Origin of the sequence: Aquamicrobium defluvii, from assembly GCF_004363725.1 — a bacterium.
Taxonomy (GTDB): domain Bacteria; phylum Pseudomonadota; class Alphaproteobacteria; order Rhizobiales; family Rhizobiaceae; genus Mesorhizobium; species Mesorhizobium defluvii.
In genome coordinates, this window is sequence record NZ_SNZF01000006.1 from 75,192 (window position 1) to 92,325 (window position 17,134).

Annotated in this window: 15 protein-coding genes; 2 read left to right on the forward strand and 13 right to left on the reverse strand. The window is 63.2% G+C overall.

Going from position 1 to position 17,134, the window contains the following annotated elements; translation table 11 throughout:
• Nucleotides 1–52: 52 nt before the first annotated feature.
• The 7 genes from DES43_RS06435 to DES43_RS06465 form a co-directional block, all read right to left on the reverse strand.
• Entirely contained in the window at nt 53–388 is a 336-nt protein-coding gene (locus DES43_RS06435) for a hypothetical protein (RefSeq protein ID WP_425352068.1), read from the reverse strand.
• Complete coding sequence (locus tag DES43_RS06440; protein WP_035024770.1) at nt 385–2,679, reverse strand: FdhF/YdeP family oxidoreductase; 2,295 nt, start codon at nt 2,677–2,679, stop codon at nt 385–387. Before DES43_RS06440 ends, DES43_RS06435 begins: the two co-directional genes overlap by 4 nt.
• Nucleotides 2,680–2,913: 234 nt before the next feature.
• A complete protein-coding gene (locus DES43_RS06445) occupies nt 2,914–3,111 on the reverse strand; it encodes a hypothetical protein (RefSeq protein WP_036993303.1) in 198 nt (65 codons plus the stop codon).
• Nucleotides 3,112–3,124: 13 nt separating this feature from the next.
• Nucleotides 3,125–3,424 (reverse strand): DUF6522 family protein, encoded by a 300-nt coding sequence (locus tag DES43_RS06450; protein ID WP_035024775.1) that lies wholly within the window; start codon nt 3,422–3,424, stop codon nt 3,125–3,127.
• Nucleotides 3,421–4,662, reverse strand: a complete 1,242-nt coding sequence (locus DES43_RS06455) for an NnrS family protein (RefSeq protein WP_051520446.1) — start codon at nt 4,660–4,662, stop codon at nt 3,421–3,423. Before DES43_RS06455 ends, DES43_RS06450 begins: the two co-directional genes overlap by 4 nt.
• Nucleotides 4,662–5,126 carry a group III truncated hemoglobin gene (locus DES43_RS06460; RefSeq protein WP_036993304.1) on the reverse strand — a complete coding sequence of 155 codons (465 nt, stop codon included), beginning with the start codon at nt 5,124–5,126 and terminating at the stop codon, nt 4,662–4,664. Before DES43_RS06460 ends, DES43_RS06455 begins: the two co-directional genes overlap by 1 nt.
• 32 nt (nt 5,127–5,158) lie before the next feature.
• Nucleotides 5,159–5,605 carry an Rrf2 family transcriptional regulator gene (locus DES43_RS06465; protein WP_035024778.1) on the reverse strand — a complete coding sequence of 149 codons (447 nt, stop codon included), beginning with the start codon at nt 5,603–5,605 and terminating at the stop codon, nt 5,159–5,161.
• A gap of 356 nt (nt 5,606–5,961) precedes the next feature.
• Here DES43_RS06465 and DES43_RS06470 point away from each other — a divergent pair, with 356 nt between their 5' ends.
• Nucleotides 5,962–7,071 (forward strand): TRAP transporter substrate-binding protein, encoded by a 1,110-nt coding sequence (locus tag DES43_RS06470; RefSeq protein WP_035024780.1) that lies wholly within the window; start codon nt 5,962–5,964, stop codon nt 7,069–7,071.
• 67 nt (nt 7,072–7,138) lie between these two features.
• Here DES43_RS06470 and DES43_RS06475 read toward each other — a convergent pair whose 3' ends face one another.
• The 5 genes from DES43_RS06475 to DES43_RS06495 all read right to left on the reverse strand — a co-directional run bounded on the left by DES43_RS06475 (nt 7,139) and on the right by DES43_RS06495 (nt 14,941).
• On the reverse strand, nt 7,139–8,875 hold the full coding sequence (locus DES43_RS06475; RefSeq protein ID WP_035024782.1) for a TRAP transporter large permease: 1,737 nt from the start codon (nt 8,873–8,875) through the stop codon (nt 7,139–7,141).
• A complete protein-coding gene (locus tag DES43_RS06480) occupies nt 8,872–9,456 on the reverse strand; it encodes a TRAP transporter small permease subunit (RefSeq protein WP_035024785.1) in 585 nt (194 codons plus the stop codon). Before DES43_RS06480 ends, DES43_RS06475 begins: the two co-directional genes overlap by 4 nt.
• Before the next feature lie 176 nt (nt 9,457–9,632).
• Entirely contained in the window at nt 9,633–12,665 is a 3,033-nt protein-coding gene (locus DES43_RS06485) for an aminotransferase class III-fold pyridoxal phosphate-dependent enzyme (protein WP_035025020.1), read from the reverse strand.
• 101 nt (nt 12,666–12,766) lie between these two features.
• Nucleotides 12,767–13,621 (reverse strand): helix-turn-helix transcriptional regulator, encoded by an 855-nt coding sequence (locus DES43_RS06490; RefSeq protein ID WP_051520447.1) that lies wholly within the window; start codon nt 13,619–13,621, stop codon nt 12,767–12,769.
• Nucleotides 13,622–13,663: 42 nt separating this feature from the next.
• The gene (locus DES43_RS06495; protein ID WP_035024793.1) at nt 13,664–14,941 is read right to left on the reverse strand and encodes a cysteine desulfurase-like protein; all 1,278 of its coding nucleotides are present in this window, start codon (nt 14,939–14,941) and stop codon (nt 13,664–13,666) included.
• Nucleotides 14,942–15,338: 397 nt separating this feature from the next.
• Between DES43_RS06495 and DES43_RS06500 the strand changes: the two genes are divergently transcribed.
• A complete protein-coding gene (locus DES43_RS06500) occupies nt 15,339–15,740 on the forward strand; it encodes a pseudoazurin (protein ID WP_035025022.1) in 402 nt (133 codons plus the stop codon).
• Nucleotides 15,741–16,032: 292 nt separating this feature from the next.
• On the opposite strand, the gene DES43_RS06505 is transcribed toward DES43_RS06500, so the two are convergent.
• Nucleotides 16,033–16,845 carry a LuxR C-terminal-related transcriptional regulator gene (locus tag DES43_RS06505; RefSeq protein ID WP_084496422.1) on the reverse strand — a complete coding sequence of 271 codons (813 nt, stop codon included), beginning with the start codon at nt 16,843–16,845 and terminating at the stop codon, nt 16,033–16,035.
• Between the last annotated feature and the right edge of the window lie 289 nt (nt 16,846–17,134).

The window sequence follows — 17,134 nt, forward strand, 5'->3', positions numbered from 1 at the left end:
TGCCGAGAATGGCTGAACACCCGCTGGATGGAAAAGTTCCGCTGCGAAGAGCTTACCCAGCGGGAGGAACCGGCAAGGTATCCACGCTGTGCAATACAGAAAGCAGGCGCCCGCCCCCGGTGCCCGGAGCAAAGAAAGTACGCATCGTGCGCTCGTCGCGCCGGGTGACGGCAAGCAGGTCGCCAGCCTCGCAGAGCGCCGTGATCTCGCGCAGCACGAGCGCATGCTCGATGCCGAGCAGCCGCGCAAAGCTGCGGCTGTCATGGGCGATGTCGAGATGCACGGCAGCCAGCAGACCGGCCTGCAACAGGCTCAGCCGCGGATCGAGACGGGCCAGCCTTTCCGCCATGGCGACAAAGGCTTCGGCATCCGGCTCCGCACGCGTCACGCAGCCTCGCGATCGCGGAACGTGACCATGATCGACTTCGAGGTCGGCGTGTCGCTTTCCTCGCCCGCGCTGCCCAGCGGCACCAGAACGTTCAACTCGGGATAGTAGCCGGCAATGCTGCCGCGCGGGATGTCGTAGGGCACGAAGCGGAAGTTCCGGGCCACGCGCTCGATGCCGTCGTCATGCACACCGACCACATCGATGCGGTCGCCGGCTTCTGCGCCCAGTTCATGCAAATCCTGCGGGTTGATGAAGATCACCTGCCGCTCGCCATAGACGCCGCGATAGCGGTCGTCGAGGCCGTAGACCGTGGTGTTGTACTGGTCGTGCGAGCGGAAGGTCTGCAACGCAAAGCGGTTGTTTTCACGTCGCGCCCGCTGATGCACGGTCTCTTGCGGCAGAGGCCCGGTGAAGAAGGTGGCCTTGCCGGCAGGCGTGTCCCACTCGCGATGCGCGGCAGCGTTGCGCAGATGGAAACCGCGCGGCTTGCGCAGGCGCCTGTTGTAGTCCTCGAAGCCGGGAATCGTTGCGGCGATATGGTCCCGGATCAGATCGTAGTCTTCAGCCAGAGCCAGCCAGTCGACCCGGCCGGAGCCGACCGTGGCGGCAGCGATGCCGGCGATGATCGCCACTTCCGAGCGCAGGTGACGCGATGCCGGCCGATTGATGCCACCCGAACCATGCACCATGCTCATGGAATCCTCGACGCTGACAAGTTGGGACTCGCCGCGCGAATTCAGGTCGATCTCGGTGCGGCCGAGGCAGGGCAGGATGAAGCTCACCTCGCCCGGCATGAGGTGCGAATGGTTGGGCTTGGTGGCGATGTTGACGGTCAGCTTCTGCCGGCCGAGCGCCTGCGACACCAGCGCGCTGTCGGGCGTAGCACGGGCGAAATTGCCGCCGAGCGCGATGAATGCCTGCGCACTGCCGTCCAGCATGGCGCCGATGGCGGCCAGCACATTGTGCCCATCCTTGCGCGGTGCGGTGAAGCCGAACTCCTTTTCCAGTGCTTCGAGGAAGGCTGCCGGCGGCTTCTCGTTGATGCCGACCGTGCGGTCTCCCTGCACGTTGGAATGGCCGCGCACGGGGCACAGTCCCGCGCCCGGCCGGCCGACATTGCCGCGCAGGAACATGAAGTTCGCGATCTCGCGGATGGTGGCGACCGAATGCAGATGCTGGGTGACGCCCATGGCCCAGGTGCAGATGACGCGCCCGGCCTTCATATAGACCTGAGCCGCCCGCTCGATCTCGGCGCGGGTCAGACCGGACTGGTCCTCGATCTCGTCCCAGCCGGTTGCCTCGACGGCGCGGCGATAATCGGCGAATGCGACGCAATGCCCGGCAAGGAAAGCGTGGTCGAGGACGGAAGGCTCACCGGCCGCCACAGCCGCATCCTCAGCTGCCAGAACCACCTTGGCCATGCCGCGCACGGCAGCCATGTCGCCACCCAGCGCCGGCTGGAAATAATGGCTGGCGATGTCGGTGGAGCCGCCACGGATCATCTCGATCTTGTCCTGCGGGTCGGAGAAGCGCTCCAGCCCGCGCTCGCGGACCGGGTTGAAAACCACGACGCGCGCGCCGCGCATGGCCGCCCGGCGCAGGTCCCCCAGCATGCGCGGGTGATTGGTGCCGGGATTCTGGCCGATGACGAAGATGGCGTCGGCCTCCTCGAAATCTTCCAGCAGCACGGTGCCCTTGCCGACGCCGATGGCCTGTTTCAGGCCCACGCCGCTCGCCTCATGGCACATGTTGGAGCAGTCGGGAAAATTGTTGGTTCCGTACATGCGCACGAAGAGCTGGTAGAGGAAGGCCGCCTCGTTGCTCGCCCGGCCCGACGTGTAGAACTCGGCACGGTCAGGGCTGTCGAGCCCCCGCAGGGTCGTGCCGATCTCGGCGAAAGCCTGCTCCCAGTCGACGGGTAGATAGCGGTCGCTTGCCGCATCGTAGCGCATGGGATGGGTAAGCCGGCCGTTCAGCTCCAGCTCGTAGTCGGAAAGCGCGCGCAGCTCTCCAACCGTATGGGCGGCAAAAAATTCCGGCGTGGCGCGCTTTTCGGTCGCTTCCCAGGCGACCGCCTTGACGCCGTTCTCGCAGAACTCGAAGGATGAGCCGTGCTCAGGGTCGCCCCAGGCACAGCCCGGACAATCGAAGCCGTCCGGCTGGTTGGTCTTGAGCATGGTGCGCGCGCCGGTCAGCGGCGAACCGCTTTCCAGCAGCTTCCTGCCGCAGCTCTTGAGCGCCCCCCAGCCGCCGGCGGCGGCCGATTTCTTGCCGATGAATGTCGTAGCCATGCGCCATAAGTCGCGCATTCCGAAACAGGGTCAAGTAGGCTGACATAGTGGCTTGATAGAAAATTTCTATCAAAATTATGCTTCTGAAACAATCCACTAAAGGAAACGAAGGCAATTCCTGCGATGTGGGCCCATGCACGACACGGGCTTGCTTGGCTGCGCCGGCAACACCCCGGCACAGTTGCGGGCAGTGGAAAATAGCTGCGGCCTGCGCCGAAAATGCCGGCTGTTCGCCTATGGTTTTCCGGCAGCCCGCGCCTTTACTCGCGCATAGTCGAGCCATTGGCGCAGAAGATAGCGATCCTCCTTTGAGAAAGCGGAACGGTGAACGAGATCTGCGAAGCTGTCATCCGGATGGCAACGGTCATAGCCCTCCCGGGCGATCTCTTCGATGTCGGCTTCGGTTGCAATGACGCTGCCTGTATCCATCATCAATCTCCGCTCCTCAGATGCCTTCCACCTTTCCCGTCCGCAAGGGCACGAATTCGACATGCTCGGAAACCACCACGCCGTCCGGCTCCACTATGGCCTGCCACCGGCGGTTGCCGCAACGCACGCCAAGTCGCCACCTGCCCTCGTCGTCGCCCTCGCCACGCTCGACCGTGCTTGAAACCATCCCGCGGCGCATGAAATCGCGCAGCGTTTCGGCCGGCCAGCCGAAATGCCGCGCCAGCATATCGGCATCGAGCGTGAAAGCTCCGGCCGAATCCCGCGCCACCACCGGCCGTTGCACGAAGGCGGTCATGCCGGCCTCCCCGGCGGCTGCGACACGCGCTTGGGCTTCAGCTTGGGCCGCAGCAACATGCCGCCATAGCGCAGGCAGAAGCCGAGGAAGGCGAGGGTCCACAGCCCTGCCGAAAGATGCAGCAGGCCGGCCTGCTCGGGCATGAAGGCCGCGACGATGCGGACCAGCGCCGCAAGCACGATGGCGGCATAGATCAGCTGCGTCGCGATATCGGCCTTGAGGTCGCGGCCGGTGTGGCCGAGCGTGGCCCGCGTCATCACCGCCAGCGTCATGGTGCCGATGGCGCCGACGCCGAAGGCATGCAGGGCGGCCACAGCCGGAACGGCGGCGAGGTCGAACGCGGACAGCCCGGCCAGCAGCAAGCCGGCCGGCACGAACAGATAGGCGACATGCAGGATCAGCACGAGCCTGTCGCGCCCCGCACGGTCGCCTGCCCAGCGCGTCATCCGTGCAATGTTGAGCATGCCGGCCGCGCACAGCAAAACGCCGGACACCAGCCCCTCGGGCAGGACCGTCCAGCCGAGCAGGGCGAGGACCGAGACGAGCAGCACGATGCGGTCGAAGCCGTTGAAGGGGATCGGCAGCCGGCCCGGATTCTCGCGCACCATCCAGTTGCGGGTGAAGGAGGGAATGATGCGGCCGCCGATGATGACGATCAGCACCACGGCGGCGGCGATGGCCAGGCGGCGTGCATAGTCACTGCCGCCCCAGAGACCGGCCTCGATATGGAAGAGCACGTTCGAGAGCAGGAACACGGTGACGGGCACGACCACCATGAGGTTGCGCCAGTTGCGCCCGGCGACGATCTCCTTGGCGGCCGAGGCGGCGACGGCACCGAGGAACGCGCAGTCGATGACGGCAGCGGCGACCCAGCCGATCTCTGCGGAGAAGAACACCGCGAAGCGTCCCGCCAGCCACAGGAGCACCAGCACCAGAAGCGGCGCGCCCTGCACCGGCAGGCGGCCGGTCCAGTTCGGAATGGCGGTGAGCAGGAAACCGGTGACGATGGCCGCCACATAGCCGAACATGGTTTCATGCACATGCCAGTCGACCGGCGCGAAGGTGCTGAAGGTCTCCAGCGTGCCGCTGAGGATGGGCAGCCAGGCCAGCACGATCAGTCCTGAATAGAGCGCGCCGAGCAGGAAGAACGGCCGGAAGCCGTAGGAAAGCACGGCGGGCCAGTCGCCGCCCCGCCTGCCTTGCGCACCCGCCGGCAGGCGTCTCGCGTCGGCACTCATCACAGCGTCTCCTCGACGATGGGGCGAACCAGCACGGTGTCCTCGCCGCGGCTGAAGGCGATGGCCAGCCGGAAGGAATGGGCGATGCGCATGGCACGGTCCATGAACAGCACGGCAACGTCGGGCGGACACAACTCATGCACCGTGGCCCTGAACAAGGTGAGCCAACGCCGGAAATGCTCCTCGCCAAGCCCCGGCAGCGCCAGATGCGGGGGCAGCGGCCGCCCTTCATAACGGCCGGTGCGCAGCAGCGTGGCAGACCAGAAATCGCACATCTTGCCGAGGTGATGCGGCCAGTCCTGCGGGGCGATGGCACCGTTGAAGACAGGACCCAGCAGATCGTCCTTGCGGATCTCGTCGTAGAAGCCATGGACCACGGCGGCAATCATCGCCTCGTCCAGCACCTGCGGCAACGGCTTGCCATCCACGACGATGGTACGTTGCGGTGCGGGGCGTCCTTTCATCGGGTTTCTCCCTGGCCGTTTTCTTAACCGATCTATGCCGCCATCGTTTCGATACCCAGCAGGAAGCCGAGATGCCTCCTGTTGCGTACGATGTCGGCGAGCGTATATTTGTCCAGCACGGCCAGCCACGCGCCGAGCGCTTCGGAAAACATGCCCTTCAGTTCGCAGCAGGGCGAGATCACGCAGTGCCCGCCCTGAGCCTGCATGCACTCGACCAGCGACAAATCCTCCTCGATCAGGCGCACCAGCGCACCGATGCCGATCGTTTCTGCTTCACGCTCCAGCCTTATGCCGCCGGAGCGGCCCCGAACCGTCTCGATGAATCCGTGTTCGCGCAGCGTCTGCGCCACCTTGAGCAGGTGGTTTCGCGACAACCCGTAGGCTTCGGCCACGTCGCTGACCGTGCAGGACCGGTCGGGCCGCGTCGCCGCATAGATCAGCATGCGCAACGCATAGTCGGTATGCAGGGTCAAACGCATGGTTCCGTCCTTTCCGGGAGCCGGTTTACGGAGTAACGGTCGAAGGGCATCCGTCTTTCCTGACTGGGCAGCAGCCCGCCTTAAACAGGTATATTCAATACCTCTTTTATGGAAAAATTCCCGACAGGGAATGTGCGGTAAGGTCGCAGTGCTGCGCACAAGCACCCCTGATCGCACGCATTAGACTATAGTCGCAGAACCTGTTCCACCCATCGCAGAGGCGGCCGGTTGCGCTGGACACGCAAGGGTTGGCGTGTATTGTCTGTGCAGCGCCCGCCGTGGGAAATCAAGGGCTTCCAGCGGAACGTTCCTGCTGACTGACGGCCGGCTACCACATCTGCAAAGGGAGGACATTCATGGATCGTCGTTCATTCATCAGAAAGGCCGGCGCGACCGGCGCCGGGGCGGTAGCCGCCGGCGCAGCGTTTGCTGCCCCGGCCATTGCGCAAAGCAATCCTAAAATCACCTGGCGCATGGCGTCCTCCTTCCCCAAATCGCTCGAAACCGTCTACGGAGGCGGCGAAGTGATGGCGAAGATGCTGTCGGAAGCAACCGACGGCAATTTCCAGATTCAGGTTTTTGCCGCCGGCGAGCTGGTTCCTGGTCTTCAGGCTGCCGACGCAGCCAGTGCCGGCACGGTCGAGGTTGCACACACGGTTGGCTATTATTACTGGGGCAAGGATCCGGCATGGGCGCTGGGCTCCGATGTTCCATTCTCGCTCAACGCGCGCGGCCGCAATGCCTGGCACTATCATGGCGGCGGCATCGAGCTTTACAACGAATTTCTTGCCAAGCAGAATCTGTTCGGCCTGCCCGGCGGCAACACCGGCACCCAGATGGGTGGCTGGTTCCGCAAGGAAATCAACACGCTCGACGACCTCAAGGGTCTCAAGATGCGCATTGCCGGCTTCGCCGGCGCGGTGGTGGAGAAACTTGGCGTGGTGCCGCAGCAGCTTGCCGGCGGCGATGTCTATCCTTCGCTGGAAAAGGGCACCATCGACGCTGCCGAATGGGTCGGTCCCTTCGACGACGAGAAGCTGGGCTTCCAGAAGGTGGCGCCTTACTACTACTATGCCGGCTGGTGGGAAGGTGGTCCGACCGTCCACTTCATGTTCAACAAGGACAAGTATGAAGAGCTGCCGGCGGCCTACAAGGCGATCTTGCACACGGCATGCCGTGCGGCAGACGCCGATATGCTGCAGCGCTACGATTACCTGAACCCGAAGGCGCTGCGTTCGCTGGTTGCCAATGGCGCACAGCTTCGCCCCTTCAGCCAGGAAATCCTGTCGGCCTGCTTCGATGCCGCCAATGAGATTTATGCCGAGATGACCGCCAAGAATGCGGAATTCAAGAAGATCTGGGATTCAATGGCCGCGTTCCGCAAGGACCACTATCTGTGGGCGCAGGTGGCCGAATACAATTTCGACACCTTCATGATGCTCCAGCAGCGGGCCAACAAGCTTTAAGCTGCCTGAACCTCAACAAGAAAACCCCGGAGCATCGCTCCGGGGTTTTGTTTTTGCTACCGCTTTCTCAGTTGAAGCTTGGCGGTTGCGAAAGATCGGGGGCGGACGGAACCGGCGCGGTGGGCGGTGCGCCAAGGTCCGGCGACGGCCCGCCAAGTGGCGGCAGCCCGAGCCCGCCTCCTCCCAGTCCCGGCAGGTCCGGCATCTTGATTTCGACAGTGCCCGGATCAATCACCTTGCCCTTGTAGTGCATGACCATGGCCGGCACTGCGATGGTCAGCGCAATCATGAAGATCTGGATGCCCACGAACGGCACTGCGCCCCAGTAGATCTGGCCGCTGGTGACAGGCGCGATCTTCTGGCGCGTGATCTTGTCGACATAGGACGAACGCGGCGCCACCGAGCGCAGGAAGAACAGGGCGAAGCCGAAGGGCGGATGCATGAAGCTGGTCTGCATGTTGACGCCCAGAATGACGCCGAACCAGATCAGGTCGATCCCCAGCTTCTCTGCGGCTGGCGCAAGCAGCGGCACGATGATGAAGGCCAGTTCGAAGAAATCGAGGAAGAAGGCGAGGAAGAACACCAGCAGGCTGACCACGATCAGGAAGCCAAGCTCTCCGCCGGGCAGCGAGGTGAGCAGATGCTCCACCCACAGATGGCCGTTCACGCCATAGAAGGTGAGCGAGAAGACGCGCGCGCCGATCAGGATGAACAGCACGAAGGATGACAGCCGTGTCGTGGAGGCCAGCGCCTGCCGGACCAGATCGAGCGACAGGCGGCCCTTGACGGCGGCCATCACCAGCGCGCCGACAGCACCCATCGCACCGCCCTCGGTCGGCGTCGCGATGCCGAGGAAGATGGTGCCGAGCACCAGGAAGATAAGGGCCAGCGGCGGGATCAGCACGATCACCACCTGCTGCGCCAGCTTCGACATCAGGTTGAGGCTGAAGTGCTTGTCGACGATCGCGGCGAGATAGATGGCGATGACGCCCACCGTGCCGCCCAATATGTCCGCATTGGCGCCGTGGGTCGGCTCCAGATAGCGATAGGCGGCCCAGCCTATGCCACCCGCCAGCAGCAGGGCAACCAATAGCGATGTGATGCCATGGCCAAGGGTGCGCGCCTCCGGCGGAAGCGCCGGCATGGAGTTCGGCCTGATGAACGACATCACCAGCACGTAGAGCATGTAGAGGCCGGTCAGCACCAGACCGGGAATCAGCGCGCCCTTGTACATGTCGCCGACCGAGCGGCCGAGCTGGTCGGCCAGAACGATCAGCACCAGCGATGGCGGGATGATCTGCGCAAGCGTGCCCGACGCCGCGATGACGCCCGACGACAGTCTTCTGTCATAGCCGTAGCGCAGCATGATCGGCAGCGAAATCAGGCCCATGGCGATGACGGAGGCCGCAACCACACCGGTCGTTGCCGCCAGCAGCGCGCCGACGATGATGACTGCATAGGCCAGGCCGCCGCGCACCGGGCCGAACAACTGACCGATTGTATCGAGCAGATCTTCCGCCATGCCGGAACGTTCCAGCACGATGCCCATGAAGGTAAAGAACGGCACAGCCAACAACGTTTCGTTTGCAAGAACGCCGCCGTAGAAGCGTTCAGGCAGCGCATAGAGCAGCGGCCATGCCAGATTGATCGATCCGCCGGAATATGGCGCCAGTTCCACGCCGATGAAGAAGAACAGCAGCCCGTTGGCCGCGAGCGCAAAGGCGACGGGATAGCCGGACAACAAAAAGAAGATCAGCGAAATGAACATGATCGGCGCCATGTTCTGCGCGATGAATTCGATCATGAACGAACCTCATCGGCAAGATTTTGCGCGTCGATTTCTGCCTGTTCATGCGCCGAGACGAATGGATTGGGATCGTCCATTTTGCCGCGCATGACGGCGATCTTCTTGATGATTTCGGAAACGCCCTGAACCGCCAGCAGCACGAAGCCGGCCAGCAACAGCGCCTTGGCCGGCCAGATTATGAGGCCGCCTGCATTGGTCGACATTTCCCCGCTGCGGACCGAACGCAGCGTATACGGTACGAGGTAATAGACCATCAGCAGCGTAAACGGCATCAGGAAGAAGATATGGCCGATGAGGTCGATCCAGTGCTGCACGCGGCGCGACCACAGGCCGTAGACGATATCGATGCGGATATGCTCGTTCTGCTTGAGCGTATAGGCGGCGGCCAGCAGGAAGGCTGCGCCAAACAGATACCATTGCAGTTCAAGCCACGCATTCGACGACATGTTGAATGTCTTGCGCACAACGGCGTTGATGGAACTGACCAGGATGGATGCCAGGATCAGCCAGGATACCGTCTTGCCGATGAATTCATTGAAGCGGTCGATGGCGCGGGACAGAGCGAGAAGCCCTTCCATGCAAGTCCTCCCTGATACGGGCGCGCCGCTCCCCCCGAATCTCGGCACCGCCTGAGGGGAAAACCTATGGCTTGCACGATCGTACCGGTCAACAGCATGGCTGCAAGCTTCCCCTGCGCATCCGGGGAAAGCACGCAACGTCATGCGACGAAAGTCGCATGACGTTGCCGGTTTTCTCAGTATCCGCCGGCGTTCAGCGCGGAGCCGGCTTCCTTCAGGCACAGGTCGAGCCGGTCGAGGAGCATGTCGATATCGTCGGCTTCTATGGTGAGCGGCGGCCTGATTTTCAGAATATTGTCCGCAGGCCCTTCGCGGCCGACGAGAATGCGCATGTCGCGCAGCCGGTTCATCACATAGTCCGCAATCCCGGTTGCAGGCGCCCGGCTCTCGCGATCCGTCACGAGGTCGAGGCCCGTAAAGAGGCCGATACCCCGTACGTCGCCGATCACTTCGTGACGCAGGCCAAGTTCGCGCATGCCGCGAAGCAGACGCTCGCCCATGGTGGCCGCGTTGTCCTGCAGGCCCTCGTCGTCGACGATGTCGAGGACTTCCGAAGCGATCCGGCACGACAGGTTGGAGCCCCCGAAAGTGGAGAAATATTCCGGCCCTTCGGCAAAACGTCCGGCAATCTCTCGTGTGGTGATCACCGCCCCGACCGGATGGCCATTGCCCAGCGGCTTGCCAAGAACCACGATGTCGGGGCGCACCTTCTGCTGCTCGAAACCGAAGTAGTATTCTCCCAGCCGGCCGAGCCCGGTCTGCACTTCATCGGCAATGCAGATTCCACCGGCGGCGCGGATACGCCGGTAAACCTCGGCGAGATAGCCCTCCGGCGGAATGATCTGGCCGCCGACGCTCGGGAACGTCTCGGCGATGAAACCGGCAAGCTTGCCGCCATTCTGCCCGATTTCCGCCAGCGCGGCATCCACCTGCCCGGCATAGCGCGCGGCCCTGTCGGGATCATCGCGGCGGAAACGCCCGCGATAATCGTCCGCCACATCGATGAGATGAACCCAGGTGCGGCGTCCGTGCATGCCCGGCTTGTTGAACTTGTAGGCCGAGATGTCGATCGCGCCGGTGGTGTTGCCATGATAGCCGTGATCGGGAGTCACGATGTCGTAGCCGCCACTGGCGGCGCGCGCCAACCGCAGCGCCAGTTCGTTGGCTTCCGAACCGGAATTGACGAAGAAACAGATTTCCAGTTCCTGCGGCAGCCGCGCTGTCAGACGCTCCGCCAGCGCCATCTGGGCCGGATGCAGATAGCGCGTGTTGGAGTTCATGCGGGCGAGCTGGTCGCAGGCCACGGCGCGGATGCGCGGATGCGCGTGGCCGACATGCGGCACGTTGTTGTAGGCATCGAGATAGGGTCTGCCCATCTCGTCGAAAAGATGATGGCGCCAGCCGCGCAGAAGGGTGACGGGCCGCCGGTAGCTGAGCTTGAGGTTGGCGCCGAAACGGGCCTTGCGCTGCGCGAGGAGCGCCTGCGTATCGACGGTTTTGCACGCCACGCGATCGTCGGGCAGGTTCAGCAGCGCCGCCGGGTTCGGGCACAGCGCCTGCCACAGCGTCCAGTCGTCCGGATCGGCCACGCCCGGCCAGTCGTGGCCCATGCCGTCGAGCGTCAGGGCAAGCTGAAAGTGCAGGTGCGGCTCCCAGCCGCCATTTCCCTCCGGCTCGCCGAAACTGGCGAATGCGGCGCCCGCCGCAATCTCGTCTCCGACCTTGAGGCTCTCGCAAACGGCAGGGTCGAGATGGCCGTAAAGGGCGTAGAAAACGTCACCTTCGCCGGTGCGATGCTCCAGAATGACGACCCCGCCGTAATCCAGCGGACTGGCGCGATATTCCACCATCGCCACCTTGCCGGCCAGCGGCGCTTGGACCGGCTGCCCGGCCGGCGCGAATATGTCGACCGCCATATGGATCGTGCGCCGGTTCGATGCCTTCCAGGGTCCCTTGCGGAACGCATGGTCGGTATAGATCAGGCGCGGTTCGCCATAGCGGCCAAGACGAATGGCGTCGTCGCAGGCGCCGGTGAGGCGGCGCGCTTCATCCGGCCGCAGCGCAAACGGATTTTCCGGCAGGATGCAGTCCTCGACGGCGAGGCTTACCCCCCCGGCTTTTTCGAGATCAACGCCGATCACGGGCGCGAAGCTGCCGCGATTGCGGTCGAGCCAGTCGAGAATCCGCCCGGAGCTGTCGGTCGCGGGCAGGCCGCAGGCCGTTCGCAGGCGCGCGCCCATCAGCGCGCCATCGACCGCGTGGTTTTCCAGCAGCCGCCAGGCAGGCGCCTGCGAGATGGTCACATAAGGATCGTCGGGACGGTCGGCCGCTTCTATGGTGGAATTGACCACGCTGACCGCCAGCCTCATGCGAAGAAGCAGCCAGATCAGATCGATCTCCCCGGCAGCAAGCGGCGATACGGCATGATAACCGGCAACGAGTGCCGCCAGCGCCTCTTCCGGCCGCTCATGGTCGAATATGGCATAGGCGCCGGCAATGGCGAGGCTGCACAAGCGCGGACCGGTCATCATATCGCCAAAGTCGATGATGCCGGTGATCCTTGTCGGCACCGAAAGTCCCGGCGTGACGAGGATGTTGTAATCGTTGAGATCGTTGTGCAGCGCCTGAACCGGCAGGGCCGACAGATGCGGCAGCGCCTTCTCGTAATCGGCCAAGATATCCGCGATCAGTTGCCGGCGTCTGCTCTCAAGCACATCGAGGCGGCTTCCGATCCAGCCAGCCCTCAACAGGTCCCATTTGGCAGCCTCGGTCACGGGCTCCAGATCGAGCCCTTCCATGGCAAGATCGAGCCGGGCGGCCAAAGCGCCCAGTTCGGCCAGGACGGCAGGCTGCTGCGGTCCTGCCTCGCCCATGGCAATTCCCTCCAGCGCCCGCTGCACCCAGACGATCCGGACTTGCCCGGCGCCATCGCTTGCGTCCAGCCACAGCCGGCCATCGCAAAGGGCAAGCACCTGCGGCAACGGCAGATCGGGATCGGAGGCGCGGGCGAAGGCAATCGCCTTGCACTGGCGCTCGACAAATGCCGCATCGCTCCCCGGCCGCATCGCCTTGACGATGACGTCGCCTTCATCCGTCGCGGCACGGAAATTCAGATCGTGCTCGCCTCCGAGCCGCCGGAGCGGCCCAACGACACCGAACTGCCCCAACACCCCGAGCAACCAATCCTGATCCCCGCCCAGACCGTTCATAAGCATTCTCCCGAATTTTCCGGAACCAGTCCTAGCCCGCAAGCGCCGGGGCTGTAATCCGCCTAAAGGAGGAAAGGCTCGGGCCAGGGCCCGTCGCGGAGTTACCGGGGCGCAAGCGCGTCCTTCGTCTGCAACGAGCGGATGAACAGGGAAAACAGTTCCTGCTGGGTGGCGAGGCCAAGCCGGGCGTAGAGGTTCTGCCGGTGCGTCTTCACCGTGGCGATCGAGATTCCAAGATTGCGGGCGATCGATTCGCTCGAATGGCCTTTCAGGATCATCTGAGCCACCTCGCGCTCGCGGGGGCTGAGCTGGCCCTTGCCGAAATCTTCCAGCAGACGGTCCAGCGGAGACGCCTTGCGGCCTTCCTGTGCGCGGCGCGGACGATGTTGCCATATGCGACGATAGATAGAGCCGACCAGCGGCTCTATGAGCCGCAGCATGGCGCAATCTTCCTCGCTGAAGCCGCCACGGCTCGCCTGCCTGTAAAGACAGATCTCGCTGAGTTCGCCATGCGGCAACTCAACGGCAATCAGCACCTCTTCCATTCCGGCCGGCCAGCCATGTGTGCGGTAGCCGATCTCCTCGTCGTCATGGCGGCGAACCTTGAACTGGCGATAATGATCCGAAGTGAAATAATTGTCGGGCGCCAGTTCGCGCAGGCGATGGACCCCCGCCTTCAGCCCGGCCAGATAGGCATTGTAGACAGGATTGAGGATGTAGGTGCTTTCCAGATAGAGTTGCAGCGCCCGCTTCGCTTCTCGATCGACGAAGGTGTCGACCACATGATCCGGCAAGCCTTCGCGCCGGTAGACCACCGACATTGCGAAGGCAAAGGGCACGACACGCCCTATCGCATCCAGAAGGAACCTCGGAGCCTGCTCGCTTTCGCAATCGTCGAGCGCACGGGCGGCATGAGCGCTGAACCCGGCCGCGCCGTTCCCGATTTCTGCGATCATGCGCGTTTTTCCCCGGCAGACAAACGGCGGCCCTTCGAAGCCTCAGGCAGGCACGCCCACCTGCCCCGCGACGAGTTCGGACAGGGCAACGAGCGTACGTTCGACCTCGGCATTGGTGTTGTAATGTGCAATGCCCAGCCGCACCACACCCTCGTCCTCATCGAGGCCGAGCAGACGGGAGGGCTCCAGCGCATAGTTGTGCCCCGACCAGGCCCATATGCCACGCGCGGCGAGCCCTTCGGCGATAACATGGGTGGAAACCGTCGCATGGGTAAAGGAAACGGTGGGCACTCGATGCTCAAGGGCCGCCGGATCGGTGATGCCCTGAACGGCAACTCCCGGCAGGGCGAGCAGCCCTTCGATCAGGCGGCGGGTGAGTGCATCCTCGTATGCGGCAAAGCTGCGATAGGCTCCCAGCAGCTTTTCGCGACGCGAACCCGAATGTCCGGTCGCCTCGCCCAGCCATTCGATGTAACCGACCGTCGCTGCGAGGCCAGCCAGCAGCTCCGTCTGCGGCGTGCCAGCCTCGAAGCGGCCGGGCAGTTCTTCCGTCGCGCAGCGCACCTTGTAGGCTTCCAGTCCGGCAAGCAGTTCCTCCCTGCCCCACAGCACGCCGAGATGCGGGCCGAAGAACTTGTAGGACGAGCAGGCGAGGAAATCGCACCCGAGCGACTGCACGTCCGGCAGGCGATGCGGCACGAGTTGCACGGCATCGACATAGACCAGCGCGCCGGCTTTCTTGGCCAGCCCGGCGAGCGCCGCCACATCGTTGACCGAGCCGGTCATGTTGCTGGAGAAGTTGAGCGCCAGAAGCCTCGTGCGTTCGCTCAGGAGCGGCGCCAGATCGGCCGGCTCGATGCGCCAGCTTTCACGATTGAACGGAAGCCACTTCACCGTCAGGCCGAGATCACGCGCCAGCAGCAGCCATGGAGAGACGTTGCCCTCATGGTCCATCCGGGTGAGGATGATTTCATCGCCCGGCCTGAACAGCCTTCCGATGGAGCGGGACAGATGCAGCGTGAGCGCCGTCATGCTCTGGGCGATGACGATCTCGCGATAGGAGGAAGACCCCAGCATGTCGGCCATCGCCTGATGTGCCTCCAGCCAAAGCCTTTCCGCGCGCTTTGATCCCTCGAAAAAGCCGCCGAGATTGTGAGTGGCGCTCGCCATGGCATCGGCCACCGCGTCGATCACCTGTTGCGGCACCAGCGTGCCGGCCGGGTTGTCGAAATAGACCGGCGGATTCGCCAGCTTCGAAAGGGCCGGAAAGCGGCTCCGCACCTGATCGATCGGGAAAGCTGGCAAGGTGTGCACGGTCATGGCTGGCCTCGGACTTCGGTAAATGGGGCGCGGCACCCGCCGCTACCCATTGCCCTAACCGATTGCAGCTCCCAGCGCCATCATCCTCAAGGTGGAGGCCGGAAGACCTGCCGGTACAGCGACGGATTCACAAGGGGATGCGATGCACCACCGTGCGAAGTGACTGTCGGTTTCCATGAGCGGTGTGCCGGGTCGCGACGGAGCCGGCACGGTTCTCACAGATATCGCAGTCAAAGCGGCAAATGGTCTCTGGGACTTTTTCGCCGATTGACCCACATGCCCGATGTTGAAATCCATACACGCGGGAGTGCAGTCCCGGCGCGCTCCATGTCCTGTTTTTACCGGAGGGAATATCTTGAAGACGTTCTATGCCGCCGCACTGGCCATTGGCCTGGCCATGCCATGCTCCGCATTTGCCGCGGACCACGAAGTAAAGATGCTGAACAAGGGGTCGGATGGCACGCCGATGGTATTCGAACCCCTCGTGGTGAAGGCCGCGCCCGGCGACACCATCACCTTTGTCCCGACCGACAAGAGCCACAACTCGGCCAGCATGAAGGGTGGACTGCCCGAGGGTGCCGACGCCTGGAAAGGCAAGACCAACGAGCAGATTACCGTCACCGTGAACGCCGAGGGCATCTACATGTATCAGTGCACGCCGCATCTGGGCATGGGTATGGTCGGTGCCATCGTCGTCGGTCAGCCAACCAATCTGGAAGCGGTCAAGGGGCTGAAATATCCGGGCAAGGCCAAGAAAACCGCCGAGAAGATTTTCGCCGAGATCGAAGCGGGTTCCTGATGGCATGCGGCCCGCGCGCTTCCGGGCGTGCGGGCCGCTCTGTCTGCCTGTGTGCCTCGACGTTGTGCGGCGGTCCGGGACTTCCTGCGAACCATCGCGGCAACGGAGCCGTTCATCCGCGCAGACGGATAACGCTATTCCGGCTCTCTTTCCTTTTCAGCAGCAGCTCTCTGCCGGAACCGGTTCTGCCTGATGCCAGGCAGCATTCTGGCTGAACGTTCAGGGGCATCCATCGTCTGGCCATCGTGATGTCGCCGATGCCTCAAAATGCCCCGTCAGGACACTCGTCCTGCTAGCGCGGATGCGTCGCGTGCGATCCGCCGACCGGCGTATAGCCGGGAAACATGTGATTGATCTTGAATGCAACTTCGGTGCGATTGGTCGCCTTGAGCTTGCGCATGATATTGCGGATATGAACCTTGACGGTGCTCTCCCGCAGATTGAGTTCATAGGCGATGATCTTGTTGGCCTTGCCCCGCCGCAACGCCTCGACCACTTCGGCCTGGCGCAAGGTGAACATGCCCGACAGCGGGCGCGCCTCCGAACCGGCTTCCACCATCCGGCGCATGGCCATGACACTGCTTGCGGGCACGAACACGCCACCGGCCATGGCCAGTCCGATGGCCTCGATGCAGACATCTATGCCAACGGAGGTGGGAATGAATCCCCGCACGCCATATTCGAGGGCCTGGAGGATCTGCGGCAGTTCATCCGTGTCAGCCAGAAGGATGAGCGGGACCTTTCCAAATTCGGCGGACAGCCGCCGGATTTCATCCCCCACCTGCGGATCGCCGACCCGCCTGCCGCCAAGATTGAGCAGGATTGCGCAAACGGGCGGCACCTGATCGCGTCTGGCCGTATAATCCTCGATCCTGCCAACCGGAAACACCTCCAGTCCCACGCCCCGTGCGATCAGGCTCTGGGCGAAGCATTCGCGTTCGAGCGCGCGACTGTCGATGATGACGAGCGTACGGTCGAGTTGATCCAGTTCGTGCGCCACACCGGGGGGCTCATTGCCGGGATCATGTATTCCATGTGGTGAAATCGGAGAATTTATTGGTGTCTTGGAGATCGACGCTTTTGCGCCATTGGAAGCGATACCCATACTCATAGGTTTAATCCCCTTTGAACGGTAAGTTCTGGCATCGGCTCTGAGTGGTAATTCGCGACGATAAAATCCCAACCGTTGTGATGTCATGGCCGGGATCTCCCCCCCGAAGCCAACTGCAACCATAGCGTTTTTCGTGGATCATAAAATTAACCCAGATTAACTGGTCGTTAATCAAGCTAAATCGGGCAGTACATCTTATGGAGGCAGGAGTTCATCCTCCGACGGAATACGAATTGCAGCCGGACAGGCGGGAAGCGCGGAATATCAATTCCTTACACGGCCT